This window comes from Bradyrhizobium sp. SZCCHNRI3043, from assembly GCF_032377735.1.
Taxonomy (GTDB): domain Bacteria; phylum Pseudomonadota; class Alphaproteobacteria; order Rhizobiales; family Xanthobacteraceae; genus Bradyrhizobium.
In genome coordinates this window covers 1,017,411-1,031,734 of the sequence record NZ_JAUHID010000001.1, presented here as the reverse complement: position 1 = coordinate 1,031,734, position 14,324 = coordinate 1,017,411, and the positions used below count along the sequence as shown (strand labels likewise).

The 14,324-nt window shown below is 64.2% G+C and carries 15 protein-coding genes; 6 read left to right on the top strand and 9 right to left on the bottom strand.

Going from position 1 to position 14,324, the window contains the following annotated elements:
• Nucleotides 1-33: 33 nt before the first annotated feature.
• The 9 genes from QX124_RS04930 to phnC all read right to left on the bottom strand — a co-directional run bounded on the left by QX124_RS04930 (nucleotide 34) and on the right by phnC (nucleotide 8,411).
• Nucleotides 34-876 carry a phosphodiesterase gene (locus QX124_RS04930; protein WP_315796508.1) on the bottom strand — a complete coding sequence of 281 codons (843 nt, stop codon included), beginning with the start codon at nucleotides 874-876 and terminating at the stop codon, nucleotides 34-36.
• A complete protein-coding gene (locus tag QX124_RS04925; RefSeq protein ID WP_315796623.1) occupies nucleotides 873-1,934 on the bottom strand; it encodes an ABC transporter ATP-binding protein in 1,062 nt (353 codons plus the stop codon). The genes QX124_RS04930 and QX124_RS04925 overlap by 4 nt, the downstream gene beginning before the upstream one ends.
• 5 nt (nucleotides 1,935-1,939) lie before the next feature.
• A complete protein-coding gene (locus QX124_RS04920) occupies nucleotides 1,940-2,725 on the bottom strand; it encodes an ABC transporter permease (protein WP_315741007.1) in 786 nt (261 codons plus the stop codon).
• Between the two features lie 4 nt (nucleotides 2,726-2,729).
• Nucleotides 2,730-3,545, bottom strand: a complete 816-nt coding sequence (locus QX124_RS04915) for an ABC transporter permease (protein WP_315796507.1) — start codon at nucleotides 3,543-3,545, stop codon at nucleotides 2,730-2,732.
• Nucleotides 3,546-3,597: 52 nt separating this feature from the next.
• Complete coding sequence (locus tag QX124_RS04910) at nucleotides 3,598-4,605, bottom strand: ABC transporter substrate-binding protein (RefSeq protein WP_315796505.1); 1,008 nt, start codon at nucleotides 4,603-4,605, stop codon at nucleotides 3,598-3,600.
• A 159-nt stretch (nucleotides 4,606-4,764) separates the two neighbouring features.
• Nucleotides 4,765-5,613 (bottom strand): phosphonate ABC transporter, permease protein PhnE, encoded by an 849-nt coding sequence (phnE, locus tag QX124_RS04905; protein WP_315756190.1) that lies wholly within the window; start codon nucleotides 5,611-5,613, stop codon nucleotides 4,765-4,767.
• The gene (gene phnE / locus QX124_RS04900) at nucleotides 5,610-6,494 is read right to left on the bottom strand and encodes a phosphonate ABC transporter, permease protein PhnE (protein WP_315741003.1); all 885 of its coding nucleotides are present in this window, start codon (nucleotides 6,492-6,494) and stop codon (nucleotides 5,610-5,612) included. The genes phnE (QX124_RS04905) and phnE (QX124_RS04900) overlap by 4 nt, the downstream gene beginning before the upstream one ends.
• A gap of 95 nt (nucleotides 6,495-6,589) precedes the next feature.
• The gene (gene phnD / locus QX124_RS04895) at nucleotides 6,590-7,522 is read right to left on the bottom strand and encodes a phosphonate ABC transporter substrate-binding protein (RefSeq protein ID WP_315741002.1); all 933 of its coding nucleotides are present in this window, start codon (nucleotides 7,520-7,522) and stop codon (nucleotides 6,590-6,592) included.
• Between the two features lie 79 nt (nucleotides 7,523-7,601).
• Entirely contained in the window at nucleotides 7,602-8,411 is an 810-nt protein-coding gene (gene phnC, locus QX124_RS04890) for a phosphonate ABC transporter ATP-binding protein (protein ID WP_315741001.1), read from the bottom strand.
• A 181-nt stretch (nucleotides 8,412-8,592) separates the two neighbouring features.
• Between phnC and QX124_RS04885 the strand changes: the two genes are divergently transcribed.
• From QX124_RS04885 to QX124_RS04860, 6 genes are all read left to right on the top strand, one after another.
• Nucleotides 8,593-9,255, top strand: a complete 663-nt coding sequence (locus tag QX124_RS04885) for a chloramphenicol acetyltransferase (protein ID WP_315741000.1) — start codon at nucleotides 8,593-8,595, stop codon at nucleotides 9,253-9,255.
• Nucleotides 9,252-10,436, top strand: coding sequence for an alpha-D-ribose 1-methylphosphonate 5-triphosphate diphosphatase (locus QX124_RS04880; RefSeq protein ID WP_315796502.1), 1,185 nt, complete (start codon nucleotides 9,252-9,254; stop codon nucleotides 10,434-10,436). Before QX124_RS04885 ends, QX124_RS04880 begins: the two co-directional genes overlap by 4 nt.
• Nucleotides 10,437-10,442: 6 nt before the next feature.
• Nucleotides 10,443-11,153, top strand: a complete 711-nt coding sequence (locus QX124_RS04875) for a DUF1045 domain-containing protein (protein ID WP_315796501.1) — start codon at nucleotides 10,443-10,445, stop codon at nucleotides 11,151-11,153.
• A 645-nt stretch (nucleotides 11,154-11,798) separates the two neighbouring features.
• Nucleotides 11,799-12,353 carry a peroxiredoxin gene (locus QX124_RS04870; RefSeq protein WP_315713058.1) on the top strand — a complete coding sequence of 185 codons (555 nt, stop codon included), beginning with the start codon at nucleotides 11,799-11,801 and terminating at the stop codon, nucleotides 12,351-12,353.
• A 2-nt stretch (nucleotides 12,354-12,355) separates the two neighbouring features.
• A complete protein-coding gene (locus tag QX124_RS04865) occupies nucleotides 12,356-12,901 on the top strand; it encodes a carboxymuconolactone decarboxylase family protein (RefSeq protein ID WP_315796499.1) in 546 nt (181 codons plus the stop codon).
• Between the two features lie 503 nt (nucleotides 12,902-13,404).
• Nucleotides 13,405-14,322, top strand: coding sequence for a sel1 repeat family protein (locus QX124_RS04860; protein ID WP_315740996.1), 918 nt, complete (start codon nucleotides 13,405-13,407; stop codon nucleotides 14,320-14,322).
• Nucleotides 14,323-14,324 lie beyond the last annotated feature (2 nt).

Sequence of the window (14,324 nt, the reverse complement as noted above, 5' to 3'; positions counted from 1 at the left end):
GACGTCCCATCGCTTTGTCGCGTCCTTGCGCGCTCAGTCGATGAGCGTGCCGTCTTGATTGAAGAACGGATGCGGCCCGTCGAAATCCCCGATCGGCACCTGATGAGTGACGATCGTTCCGAATCCCGGTCCTTGAAACCAGGCATGAAGGTGAAAGGCCGGCGGCTCGATCCGGAAGGATGGCGGTCGAAGCTCGGCCAGGTCGAGCGCGACGGCATGGTTCGGCGCCGGACAAATCGCACAGGGAATGCCGGCAAACCGGGTCAGTGCCGCGCGGTGGACGTGACCGCATCCGATCAGTTGCACCCGCGGATGGCGCGTGAGGATGGCCGCGAGATCGTCGGCGTTGCGCAGGTTCTGCCGGTCCATGTGCCAGATGCCAGTGGCGAACGGCGGATGATGCAGAAACAGCAAGGCCGGCTTTTCGCTGGAGGCGGACAGCGTGGCGTCGAGCCATTGGAGACTCGCCTCATCGAGCTCGCCATGCGGATGGCCGGGCACGCTGGAATCGAGCAGAAGCAGATCGAGATCGGCCAACGCCACATGCCGGTTCAGCGGACCGGTAGGTCCACCATGGAGAGTGCCCGGAAACGCCGCGCGCATCAGCTCGCGTGAATCGTGATTGCCGGGCACGGCGGCGAATGGAATCTCGAGTTCGCCGAGAAGATCCTTGAGATGATCGTATTCGGCAGACGACGGCGTATCGACGAGATCGCCCGAGATCACCACCAGATCGAGCTTCGGCTCGAACCGGTTGAGCTCCGTGATGCAACGGGCCAGCGCACGCGCCGTATCGACGCGGCGGTAGGCGAGCCGGCCGGGCGTCTTGATGTGCAGGTCGGATATCTGGGCGATGGTGACAGGACGCGTGCTCATGCTGATCCACCTTGCTCCGGCAGCAGACGAATGGCGCTCGGCTCAATCGACAGGCCGATCCGCTCACCCGCGCTGACCCTGATCGTATTCGGTGCGTCCACCGTCAGTGGAACGGCGGCGGCGTCGCGGACGACGATCCGCTGGCGATCACCGGCGAAGCGGACGCTGTCGACGAGGCCGGTCAGGCACGATGCCGCCGCGCCGACGATCCCGATCGTTTCCGGTCGAACCATCGCCATCGCCTTGCTGCGCGAGCCAGCCTCGGCGATCCGCTGTCTCCCTCCGGGCAGAACGAGGTGGTCGCCGTCGATCGGAGCCTCGATGATGTTGGCCGCGCCGACGAACTCCGCGACGAAGCGGTCGGCTGGCGTGAAATAGATCTCGCGCGGCGTCCCGACCTGGGCGATGGCGCCCTTGCGCATGACCACGATGCGGTCCCCGAGCTCCATGGCTTCGGCCTGGTCATGCGTGACGTAGATTGCCGTGATTCCGAGCGTACGCAACAGGCCGTTGAGCTCGCCGCGCAGGCGCTCTCGCAAGGCCGCATCGAGCGTGGTGAGCGGCTCGTCGAGCAGCAGCACGCTCGGCCGTATCGCGACCGCGCGCGCCAGCGCGACGCGCTGGCGCTGGCCGCCCGAGAGCTGATCGATTCGCCGATCTTCGAGGCCGGCGAGGTTGGTCAGCGTGACCAGCTCCGCGACCCGCGCGGCGCGCTCCGGCTTAGGCACGCCGCGGATCTTGAGCCCGTAGCCGATATTGTCCGCGACGGTCATGTTGGGGAACAGCGCGTAGGATTGAAACACCATGCCGACGTTGCGCTTCTCGATCGGCTGCCTCGTCAGATCCTTGCCGTCGAAAAGCACGCGCCCGCCCGCATCGGGTGTTTCGAGCCCGGCCACGATCCGCAGCAACGTGGTCTTGCCGCAGCCGGACGGCCCAAGCAGCACCAGCGTCTCACTCTGCGCGATGTCGAGCGTGGCGCGCGCGAGCGCGCAGGTCCCGTCGGCAAAGGTCTTGCCGCAATTCTCGACCTTCAGCGCGGCTCCATGCCGGGTCATCGTGCTCACCGCAGGCTCCCTCTCTCGCCGATCCATTGCATGGCCACCAGCAGCGGGATGATCATGACGAAGAAGATCAGCGTGTAGGCGGATGCGACCTCCAGCCGCATCGATGCGTAGCTGTCGGCGAGGCCGACCGGCAGCGTCTTGGTCAGCGGCGTATGCAACATCCAGGTCAAGTTGAATTCTCCGAGGGATAGCGTCACCACCATGAGGCTGCCGGCCAGGATCCCCGGCGCGGCATTGGGAACGATGACATCGATGAAGCGGCGCCATGGCGCCGCCCCGACCGACGCGGCGCCCTCATCGAGCGACTTGACGTCGATGGTCGCGAACACAGCCATCACGGAGCGCACCATGAAAGGCATCGTGAAGATCACATGGCCGGCGAGGATGAACAGCCATGAGCGACGGAAGCTGCCGAAGCCACCATAGGTGAGCAGCAGCGCCAGCGCGATGGCGAGCCCGGGAATCGCGAGCGGCAAGGTGATGATCTCCTCGACCAGCCGCGCCAGCCGTCCGCCGCGAACGTAGAGCGCGTAGGCAGCGGGAACACCGACCACGAGCGTGACCGCCAGCGTGCCCAGCGCGATCAGGATCGATGCCATGATCGTGCCCGCGTAGAGCTCCCAGACCTGGGCTACCCACTGCAGCGTCACGCCGGACTGAATGCCGCGGAAGTAGTTGACGGTCACGCCCGCGGCGATCGAAAGGCCGGCCGGCACGGCCAGGAAGGCGGCGACCAGAAGTGTGAACAGTAGTTGAAGGATGAAGATGACTCTGTCGCGCACGTGCCTACCCTGCCGCTGCCACCGAGCTGCCGGCGAAGGAGCGCGCCAATGCGAGCATCAGCCAGGTCATCAGGCCAAGGCCGACCGAGAGCGCCGCCGAGGTGGCCAGGTTTCCGGCCAGCGTGAACTCCGTGTAGATCAGCATCGGCAACACGTCGATGTTCGTGGCCAAGGTGAATGCCGTTCCGAACGCGCCCATCGCCGTCGCGAACGCGATCGCGCCGGACGCGATCAGCGCCGGGGTCAGCGCCGGCAGGATCACGTCGCGCAGCACGGCCCAGGGGCTCGCGCCGAGCGATCGGGCCGCCTCCTCCAAACCGGGGTCCAGCTTCTGCGCGGCAGCCATAATCGTGAGGATCACCCGCGGAATCGAGAAATAGAGATAACCGAGGAACAGCCCGTAGATCGAATAAGCGAATACGAGCTTGTCGCCGGTGAGCCGAGACGAGACCTCCCCGATCATCCCCTGGCGGCCAGCCAGAAGGATGATCATGAAGCCGACCACGACGCCCGGGAACGCGAGCGGAAACGTCAGGATCGCGACCAGGACCGCGCGGCCCGGAAACCGGTGACGCTGCAGGAACAGGCCGGCGATCGTCGCAATGACCAGGGTTGCAATCGTGGTGGCCGCCGCCAGCGTCAGCGTGTTGAGAAGTGTCGTGCGGTAGCGCGGCTCGAGGATGATCGCGAGATATTCGGCCAGACCGTGCGGTCCCTCGGCGCCGGTGACGAGCAGCCTCGCCATCGGCAACAGAAAGAATGCCGAGGTGACGGCTCCCAGGGGCAGCAAACAGAGCCGGACGAAGGATTTGTGCGACATATGATCAAGTGCACCTCCACCGGATCGTCTCCGGCGGAGGCGCGGTGCTCCTTCAACGGACTTCGGACAGATAGCGATCGACGAAGCCCTTTTGCGCGGCTTCCATATCGCCCCAGTTCACGCTCTTGGCGCGAGCGTAGTCGCTGTCCGGCAGGAACTTGTTCTTCACCGAGCCCGGCAGCTCGATCGGACGCGCTGGACGCAGATAGGCATTGGTCCAGATCGCCTGGCCCTTGTCGGAGAGCAGATAGTCGATGACCTTCTTCGCTTTGTCCTTGTCGGGCGCGTTCTTCACCAGGCCGACCACATAGGGGAAGACCACCGAGCCCTCGCAGGGAATGACGAACTCGAAATTGCCCTTCTCGGTATACTTCGCGCGGTAGGCGTTGAAGTCGTAGTCGAACAGGATCGGGATCTCGCCCGAGACGACGCGCGCATAGGACGTCTGCTTCGGCACGATCGGATCATTCTTGCGCAGATCCTTGAAGAACGTAAGGGCCGGCTCGAAATCGGCCTGCGAACCGCCGAGCGCGAGGTTGACGGCAACGGCGCCGACATAGCCGACGGCCGCCGAGCTCGGATCGAGATAGCCCACCATGCCCTTGTAGTCGGGCTTGAGCAGATCCTTCCAGCAGGCCGGAACAGGCTTGCCACCGAGCGCGTCCTTGTTCACGAACAGGCCGAGCGTGCCGGAGTGGATCGTAGTCCAGTAGCCATCCGCATCCTTCAAGCCGGCGGGGACCTGATCCCAGTTCGCGGGCTTGTAAGCCTCAAGCGCGTCCTGCGCCTTCGCCTTCATGCCGAAGGTGACGCCGAAATAGCCGATGTCGCCGACGGGGTTGCTCTTTTCGGCGAGGATCTGCGCCAGCGCCTGGCCGGAGTTCTTATTGTCGTGTGGAATGTCGTAGCCGAGATCGGTCTTGATCGCCTTGAGCATCGAGGCCCAGTCGGCCCATTCCGGCGGGCAGTTGTAGCAGATGACGTCCGCGGCCTTGGCCGGCTGCCACAACGCGGCAACACACAGCGCGAGAAGAGCGAGAACGAGGCGGGTGACCTTCATGAAGACAGACTCCGTATTCCCTGGCACGGCGGCCAGTTCCGGAGCTTCCCCTAACGGCCGCACATGAAGGATTTGCGACAGAAAGTGCAGTGCACACAGCCAAAGCCGCACCTTGATCGTTCGTCAACGAACGATCGCAACCTTCAGATGCCGCGACGTTCAAGCGACGGCGCGGCGACCGATGATCGCAAAGCGCAGCTTGCCCGAGATCCAGTCGATCGCGGCCACCGCCACCAGGATCATCAGGATCAGGAACGACACCTTCTGCCATTCCAGCACGCGGATCTGCTCGGCCAGTTGTAGCCCGATGCCGCCCGCGCCGACGATGCCGATGATCGTCGCCGAGCGCGTGTTGGATTCGATGAAGTAGAGCACCTGGCCGGCAATCACCGGAAGAACCTGCGGCAGCAGGCCGAAGCGGATCTCGTGCAACGCGCTGCCGCCGGCCGCACGCACGCCCTCAACCTGCTTCCGGTCGGCGCTCTCCATCGCCTCCGAGAACAGCTTGCCGAGCGCACCGAAATCCGAAACCGCAATCGCCAGCACGCCGGCGAAGGGCCCGAGGCCGACGACGTTGATCCAGACCAGCGCCCAGATCAGCGTGTCGACGCCGCGAATGGTGTCGAACAGGCGACGCACCGGAAAGCGGAAGACGGCCGACGGGACGATATTCCTGGCCGCAAGCAGGCTGACCGGAAGCGCGAAGACGGCCGCCAAGGTGGTGCCGAGCACCGCGATCGAGAGCGTCTCGCCGAGCGCCTTGAGATAGATCGGAAGCGACGAGCCAGGATCTGGCGGCAGCATCATTCGCGCGATCCAGCCGAGCTGGCCGAGGCCGGACAGCATCCGCGACGGCGAGAAGTCGAGATCGACGAGACCAAAGACGAAGATGGCCAGAGCCAGCAGCAGCACGACCGGCGTTGCGAAACGTGCGGACAGGGACCGATTGAAAATATGCGGGTAGCGCTCGGCAAGCTGCTTCGCGTCCGGTGAGCCGGAGATGCTCATGTGCGGGCCTCCGAGCCGAACAGGCGGCCGCGTAGCCAGCCGGTGCCGATATCGATCAGGAACACCGTGACCACGATCATGACGAGGATGGCGCTGACGTCGGAATAGTAGAACTTGCGGATCGCGACCACGAGCTCCTGGCCGATGCCGCCGGCGCCGACGAAGCCCATCACGGAAGCCTCGCGCACGTTGATCTCGAAGCGCAGCAAGGTGTAGCTGGAGAAACCCGCAATAACCTGAGGGAGCACGGCAAATCGCATGCAAGACAGCCAGCTCGCGCCGGTGGCGCGCACGCCCTCGACCGGCTTCATGTCGGCATTCTCAACGACCTCGGAGAACAGCTTGCCGAGCGCACCGCTCGAATGAAGGGCGATGGCGAGCACGCCCGGGATCGGCCCAAGCCCGAAAGCAATGACGAAGATCAGGGCGAACACGACGCTCGGAACGGTGCGGGCGAATTCCAGGAGCCGGCGCACCGTGAAGCGGATCCACGGCGCGGGCGAGGTGTTCTCGGCGGCGAGGAAGTTGAGACCGAATGCGACGAGCATTCCGGCCATCGTGCCGACGTAGCTGATCAGCAGCGTCTCTGCCAGCAGCTTGATCCACTTCTTGAAGCCCCAGAACCATTCGGGCAGATTGGTCCAGACCCGCTGCCCGTCGTCGAGCGTGAAGATGCGATCGAAGTAGCTGATGAAGTTGCCGAAGTAGGTATAGAACGTCCGCAGATTGACCTCGGCACCGATGGCCGCGGCGAAGAGCACCGCCAGGAATACCATGGCGGACAGGGCAAGACGCAATCGACGGCGCGAAACGGCCCGCCGATAGGTCTCGTTCAGAGCCGCAAGCTGCTGGCTCGGAAGGATCGAAACGGCAACAGCCATCGGCTTCGTGCTGCTCTTGGTTCGGACGTGTGAGGGATTCTTCAACGGACGAGCCGGGCCCCACGGGACCCGGCTCACCATCGATGGATCGTCGATCAGGACGCCTTCTTGCGCAGGCTGTCGACGAATTTGATCAGGTCGATCGTGCCGTCCCAGTCCTTCGTCGTGGCAGGGTGGAAGCCCTTCTTCTGGCCGTCGGAGAGACGGTCGAAGGCGGCCTTGTCCTTGATCGGCGCATCGAAGAAGGCCTTGGCGATCGCCGATTTCAGATCGTCCGGCAGGTCCGTGTTGTAGGCGTAGGGGCCGTTGATGATCGGCGCCGACTTGTGAATGATGCGGAAGTCGTCCTTCTTCATCGGCGAACCGTCAGCGTTCTTCAGCATGCCCTTGGTCAGCATCTGGGCCAACGTCGAATCGTTGTCGCTCGTCCATTGGTTGGCCGCGATGTCGACAGTCCCCTGAGACAGGGCCAGCACCGCGTTCTCGTGGCTGCCGGTGAAGACAACCTTGCCAAAATACGTCTCGGCGTCGGTCACGCCCATCTTGTTGAGCTCGAAGCGGGGCACGTTGTTGCCCGACGTTGAGTTCGGATCGACGAGGCCGAGATTCTTGCCCTTGAGGTCTTCGACCTTCCGGTACGGGCTGCTCGCCTTGACGAAGAACACCGAATAGTAGCCGGTGCTGCCGTCGGAGTTGATGTCGTTGGCGAAGGCATCGGTCTTGACGCCGGTGAGCCGGGCGCGGGCAAACGACGCCGAGCCATAGCTCGCGATGTGGATGTTGCCGGCGCGCTGGCCTTCGATCACGGCCGCGTAATCGTTGGCGATACGCAGCGTCACCTTCACGCCCAGCTCTTTCGAGAGATAGTTCACGAAAGGCGTCCAGCGCTCGGTGACACCCGAGGCGTTCTCTGCCGGGACCACGGCGAAGGTCAGCTCAGGATACTTCGCCTTCCAGTCCTCGGCTGACGCCGAGGCCGTGAAAGCCAGCGCAGCGACGCCCGCCAGAACGATGCGACGATTGATCATAACATGCCCTCTTGTTGCAGTAAGTAACAGGTCTCGCCCCCGCGCCATGCGGAAGCTCGAGCTTGCAGAAATCCGCGTCTCAGGCTACGGCGGCTTCGCCGAGTGCCGGCACCGTTGCCGCCGGTGCCGGATGGATCGAACCCATCACCTCGTCCGCCTCGAGATCATAGAGTTCACGTGCGATCTGCGCCGTCAGCGCCGACGGCACGTCGTCGAACACGATCCGTCCGGTCGCCATGCCGATCAGGCGATCGCAATAGCTGCGCGCCAGATCGAGCGAATGCAGATTGCAGACGACGGTGATGCCGAAATGCTTGTTGATGCGCAGCAGCGCGTCCATCACGATCTTGGTGTTACGGGGATCGAGCGAGGCGATCGGCTCGTCTGCGAGAATGATCTCGGGGTTCTGCACCATCGCGCGCGCAATCGCGACGCGCTGCTGCTGCCCGCCCGAGAGCTGATCGGCGCGCTGCGCTGCGAGGGAGGCCATGTCGAACTGCTCGAGCGCGGACAGCGCCATGGCGACATCCTCCGCCGGCCAGAGCTGCGCCAGCGAGCGCCACGACGGGATTTCGGCGAGTCGCCCCATCAGCACGTTCGTCAGCACGTCCAATCGGCCGACCAGATTGAACTGCTGGAAGATCATCGCCGAGCGCGCACGCCACTGCCGCAGATCGCGGCCGCGCAGCGCCGTCACATCGAGATCCTTGAAGAGGATGCGGCCGCCGCTCACCGGGCTCAGACGATTGATGGACCGCAGCAGGGTCGACTTGCCGGCTCCGGAACGCCCGATCACGCCGACGAAGCTGCCGGGTGCAACTGAGAAGGATGCATTGTCGACTGCGGCTTTCATGCCAAAACGGCACGTCAGGCCATCCACCACCAGCATTGAATTCTCCAGACGCCTCGCTCTGGCCTATCGCTAGCGTCTGGATTCTACAGTTATGTGACAGCGACACCGCAGCGCCGCGCTCGTCCACACGCCGGTCGCAGTCATGCAGATGTCACGCGCCTGTCATAGGGGAGATCCGACACCTTCACAGATGTAGAGAGTAGAGTCAGGACGTGAGATGGCCGGCAAGTCGCTTTCAATTGAACCAACCGTTGACCCTTCGGCCAAGCTCCAGGACGTGACGCTTGGCGCCTATTGTGAGGTCGGCGCCCGCACCATCCTGCAGGAGGTGACGATGGGCGACTACTCCTATGTGGTCAACGATTCCCAGATCACCTACACGACGATCGGGAAGTTCTGTTCGATCGCGGCGATGACCCGGATCAATCCGGGCAACCACCCGATGCAGCGGGCGACGCAGGCCCATTTCACCTATCGCGCCAGCGCCTATTTTCCAGGAGAGCCCGACGATGTGGAGTTCTTCGCCTGGCGGAGAGAGCATCATGTCCAGATCGGACACGATGTCTGGATCGGCCATGGCGCGATCGTGCTGCCGGGCCGCAACATCGGCACCGGCGCGGTCGTGGCGGCCGGAGCCATCGTGACCAAGGACGTTCCGGCCTATACCATCGTCGCCGGCAATCCGGCGCGGCCGATCAAGCGCCGGTTTCCGCGCGAGGTCGAGCAGCGGCTGCTGGATCTGGCGTGGTGGGATTGGAATCACGAGGCGCTGCGCGCGGCGCTGCCGGATTTCCGCAAGCTCGCGATCACTGCGTTTCTCGACAAATACGAGGCTGCCCTCGACGCGCGCGTCGCGGTGCGGCAGAGTGCCGCCCCATGACCGATATCTCCATCTCGCGGGGCCGCTGCCTCGTCGATACCGACCTCGTAGACACTTCCTTGATCATATCCGGCGGCGTGATCGCCGGCATCGGGACACCGGGACACCGGTCGGGTCTCGAACTCGATGCGGAGGGGCTCACCGTGCTCCCCGGCATCGTCGACATCCACGGCGATGCGTTCGAGCGCCAGATGATGCCGCGCGCCGGGGTCGATTTCCCGACAGACGTCGCGCTGATCGACAGCGACCGCCAGGCCATCAGCAATGGCATCACCACGGTCTTTCACGCGACGACCTGGTCATGGGAGCCGGGCCTGCGCAGCGCCGACAATGCGCGGCGCCTGCTCGAATCGATCGAAGCGCTGCGCCCGCAGCTCGCGGCCGACACGCGCTTTCATCTGCGCCACGAGACCTTCAATCTCGACGATGAGCAGGAGATCTGGCAATGGCTCGCCGACCGGCGCGTCGACCTGTTCGCGTTCAACGATCACATGGACTCGACGGTGGCGAGTCTGGACAAGCCGCACAAGCGCCAGCGCATGGTCGACCGCACCGGCCTGCCCGACGCGGAGTTCGACCGGTTGGTTGCGCGCATCGCCTCTCGCGCCGATGCCGTTCCGGCCTCGATCGCGCGGCTGGCCGAGATCGCACGCAAGGCTGGTGTCCGCATGCTGTCGCATGACGACGACAGCCCGGCCATGCGCAAGGCGTTTCGCAGCCAGGGAGTGACCATTGCAGAATTTCCGGTCAACGAGGAGACTGCACGCGAGGCCGCTCAAGGGGGCGACGCGATCGTATTCGGCGCGCCCAACGTCGTCCGTGGCGGCAGCCATACCGGGTGGACGAAGGCCAGCGACATGATCGCCAAGGGCCTCTGCTCGGTGCTGGCCTCCGACTACTACTATCCCGCGCCGCTGCTGGCAGCGTACCGGCTTGCTGCCGACGGCGTTCTTCCGCTGGTGCGCGCCTGGGATCTGATCTCGGGCGGCCCTGCACGCGCAGCCGGGCTGGCGGACCGCGGCATGCTCGCCGAGGGCCGCCGCGCCGATATCATTCTGGTCGACGACCGCATGCCTTTGCGCCCCCGCGTCGTCGCTGTGATCGCGTCCGGCCGGCTGGTCTATCTCACCGAGACGGACCGGCTGAACGCCCGGCCGGCGCGTGCCATGGCGGCGGAGTAGCGAACCATGGCCAAATTTCCGCGCTATGCGATCTACTATGCTCCACCAGCAACAGCCGACCTGGCGGAATTCGGCGCGCGCCTGCTCGGTTACGACGCGTGGAGCGGCGATGACCGCAGCTTTCCGAGCGAGATCGTCCGCGCGGTTCCAGACTGGACTGAGCTGACCGCAGACCCGCGCAAATACGGCTTTCACGCGACCTTGAAGGCTCCGTTCGAGCTGGCGGATGCGGAGAGCGAAGCCGCGCTCTGCGCCGCTTGTGCTGAGTTCGCGGCCACGCCGCGAGCCGTCCCGGCCATCCGTCCGATCGTGGACGCGATCAGCGGATTCATTGCGATGATCCCTGGCGAGCTGTCCCCCATCCTGCAGCAGTTCGCGGCCGATTGTGTCCAGGCCTTCGAGCCGTTTCGCGCACCGATGACCGCCGACGACCGTGCTCGGCGCAAGCCGGATCTGCTGACACCACGGCAGCGCGATCATCTCGATCGTTGGGGTTATCCCTATGTCATGGAGGATTTCCGCTTCCACATGACGCTGACCTGCCGGCTGTCCGACGAACGGCGCCGGCCGATCCTGACGATGCTGCAGGAGAGATTCGCTGCACTGTCACTGACAGAGCTCCGGATCGACAGGATTGTGTTGTTCCGCCAGCCCAATGCCCACCAGCGTTTCCGCATCATCGGAGACTGGCCGCTCACGACCGTCCAAGGCAGCTAGCGAGCGCGGCTGAGGTCGCGAGAAATCATTGTCGATCGATCGACAGGCTCGCGCTTGATTTTGATGCCGAGACAGTTTCGCTCATGGTGATGAAAATCTGCGAGGAGACTATGGTCAGATCATCGCGCAGCAAGGCGAAATAACAGACGCGATCTGCTGAAAAGCTGACAACACTGTGCGCTGTGCGACACCTTGCGCCGTGCCGCGCCGCGATCTGCCGACGGCTTGTCGCCTTGCTGCCGCTTCAGGAGTCGCCGTGGTCAAACGTGCATCGCTACTAAGGCGATAATGTCAATTTTGCCACTTCGGCCGCACAAAGAAATTGCACGTCGGTCGCCGTCGAGACCGTCAACACGAGATCGCATGGCACTCCGACCCAGCGGGACATCAACCTCCTTTTGTCGTGGCGACGACGCGCGCGCTCCGGCTGTCGTCGCTCGATGTCCGATCGCAATGTCACGAAGCCGACGCTCTAAGCCAGCTCCATCCACAAGCTCCCCATCGCCACGACCTCGCACTTGCTGCATGTTGCCGCCAAGTGTCGGGTTTTCGACAATCCACTGATATTAAAAACGAATGGCATATCGCTTGCAATGCACAATGAGCCTCGCTATTGCAGCGCAATAATTTTCTTGGAGTGCCCCAATGCTCGGAATCGGAAGCAAGCTGCCATCGTTTGAAATCGTCGGCGTGAAACCCGGCTTTCATCTTCAGGAAGAGAAGGGCGAGAGCGCCTTCGAGACCCTGACCGAGACCAGCTTCCCCGGAAAATGGAAGATCATCTTCTTCTATCCGAAGGACTTCACCTTCGTCTGCCCGACCGAGATCGCCGAGTTCGCGCGCCTTGCGAAGGATTTCGCGGATCGTGACGCCGTCGTGCTCGGCGGCTCGACCGACAACGAGTTCTGCAAGCTGGCTTGGCGGCGCGACCACAAGGATCTGCACAAGCTGCCGATCTGGCAATTCGCCGACACCAAGGGCGCATTGGTCGACGGCCTCGGCGTCCGCTCGCCCGACGGCGTCGCCTACCGCTACACCTTCATCGTCGATCCCGACAACACGATCCAGCACGTCTATGCGACCAACCTGAATGTCGGCCGCGCTCCGAAGGACACGCTGCGCGTGCTCGACGCGCTGCAGACCGACGAGCTCTGCCCGTGCAACCGCGAAGTCGGCGGCGAGACCCTGAAGGTCGCCTGATCATGTCGATCGAGCAGCTGAAGGACCAGATCCCGGACTTCGCCAAGGACGTCAGGCTCAACCTGTCGTCCATGGCCTCCGACGAGACGCTGTCGCCGCAGGCCAAATATGGCCTGTTCGTCGCGTGCGCGATTGCGACTCGCAATCCGAGCGTCGTGGCGGCGTTGGAATCGGTTGCGGCCGCGCAGCTGTCGCCCGCCGCTTTGGCGGCGGCGAAATCGGCCGCCGCGATCATGGCCATGAACAACGTCTACTACCGCTTCGTGCACCTTGCCTCGAACAAGGAGTACGCGACGATGCCGGCCCGACTGCGGATGAACGTCATCGCCAACCCCGGCATCGACAAGGCCGATTTCGAGCTGTGGTCGCTCGCGGTGTCCGCCATCAACGGCTGCGGCACCTGCATCGATTCGCACGAGAAGGTCCTGCAGGACGCGGGCGTGCCCGCGGCCACGATCCAGACCGCCGTACGCTTTGCCGCCATCATCCAGTCGGTTGCCGTTGCGATCGAAGCCGCTTGTGTGTCCGTCGCGTTGGCGGCGGAATAAAAATCGATCGGATATGTGAATGCGGCCGGCATCGTCCGGCCGCATTTGTTTTTCGCCCTTTCTCGCCTGAGTTGCAGAGTTTCGCGGCGCGCCTGCAACTCCTCGGTCAGCTAAGCCCCTGACCTCGCGGCAAAGTCGAGATGACTGCGGCATCCTGATACTCCAGCCGATCTTTCCGCAAAGCGCAGAACTCGGCCTCGGTCTCGCGCATCGCGAGCAATCACCGATGCGGCGCGCCGGGAAATTTCCATCAAATAGCCTTACCTACTCACCCTTCCCGACAAGAACATTGATCAGCTTAGGGACCAAGCAACATCGATTGTGACCAGGGCGCGCGAAAACGATGGCGTGCATGTCGGAAGGAAACCGGACCTGTCGGTCTCGACGGAAGCGTTGATGCAATGTCCCCGATGTCGCATCATGCGCGCTTCGGTTGGACCGCGCGCGCCCGACGTCCTGAAGCTATCTCCCACGACACGTTCGTCGGAGACAGGAGGCTAGTGATGAGTGCTCCAGATCAGAACGATCCGGCGAAACCAGCGCCGCCCTGGGCGAACGAAGAGCTCCGCAGATATGCGCCGCGCCGCCGCCAGACGGAGGCCGGCCCGACGGCATTCGATCCGCCCGCCGACGGCGTCCCCCTGCCGCATCATCTGGTGTCCCGGCCAAGCTTCCTGCCGGCGCGGCCAGCGGCCCTTGACCTCGACGATGAGGAGGTGCACCGCGCCTGGAGCGCGAAGCTCGATCCCGTGGTGATGCCCCTGCCGCCGGAGGATCCGGACAAATCGTTGCGGCTGGGCAGCATCATCAAGATCGGCGCCGCCGTCGGCATCGCGGCCTCCATCGCCCTGATGGTGGTCAACATGGTCTCCTTCGAGAACGGCGGGCCGACGCCGGGCGGCAAGAGCCCGATCATGCCGACCGCCGTGCTGGAAAGCCTGGCCCAGATCGATCCCGCGGAAGCCAAGGTCGCCCAGGAAGACCCGCCGCAGACGGTCGCCGCGCTCGCGGCTCCCAGCAGTACAGAACTGACGATGCGGCCATGGCCCTCGGCGCCCACGTCGCCTGCGCCGGCCGCGGCAGCACCGACGGTCTCGCCCCCCTCCCCTGCGCTCCCGATGGCCTCGCCTCGCCCGACCGTTCCGTTGCCGCGAGACGAGGTCGATGCCCTGATGAAGCGCGGACGCGACCTGCTCGCCGCGGGCGACGTCGCCAGCGCGCGCCTGATCCTGACGCGGCTTTCCGACGCCGGGATTGCGGACGCCTCCCTCCTGCTCGCACGCACCTATGACCCGGCCGAACTGACGAAATCGCGGTTGCTCGGTGCCGTTCCCGACGCAGCCAAGGCGCGCGCCTGGTATCTCAGGGCTGCGGAGCAAGGATCGCCGGAAGCCAGCCGACGCATCTCGGCTGCGCGCTAACG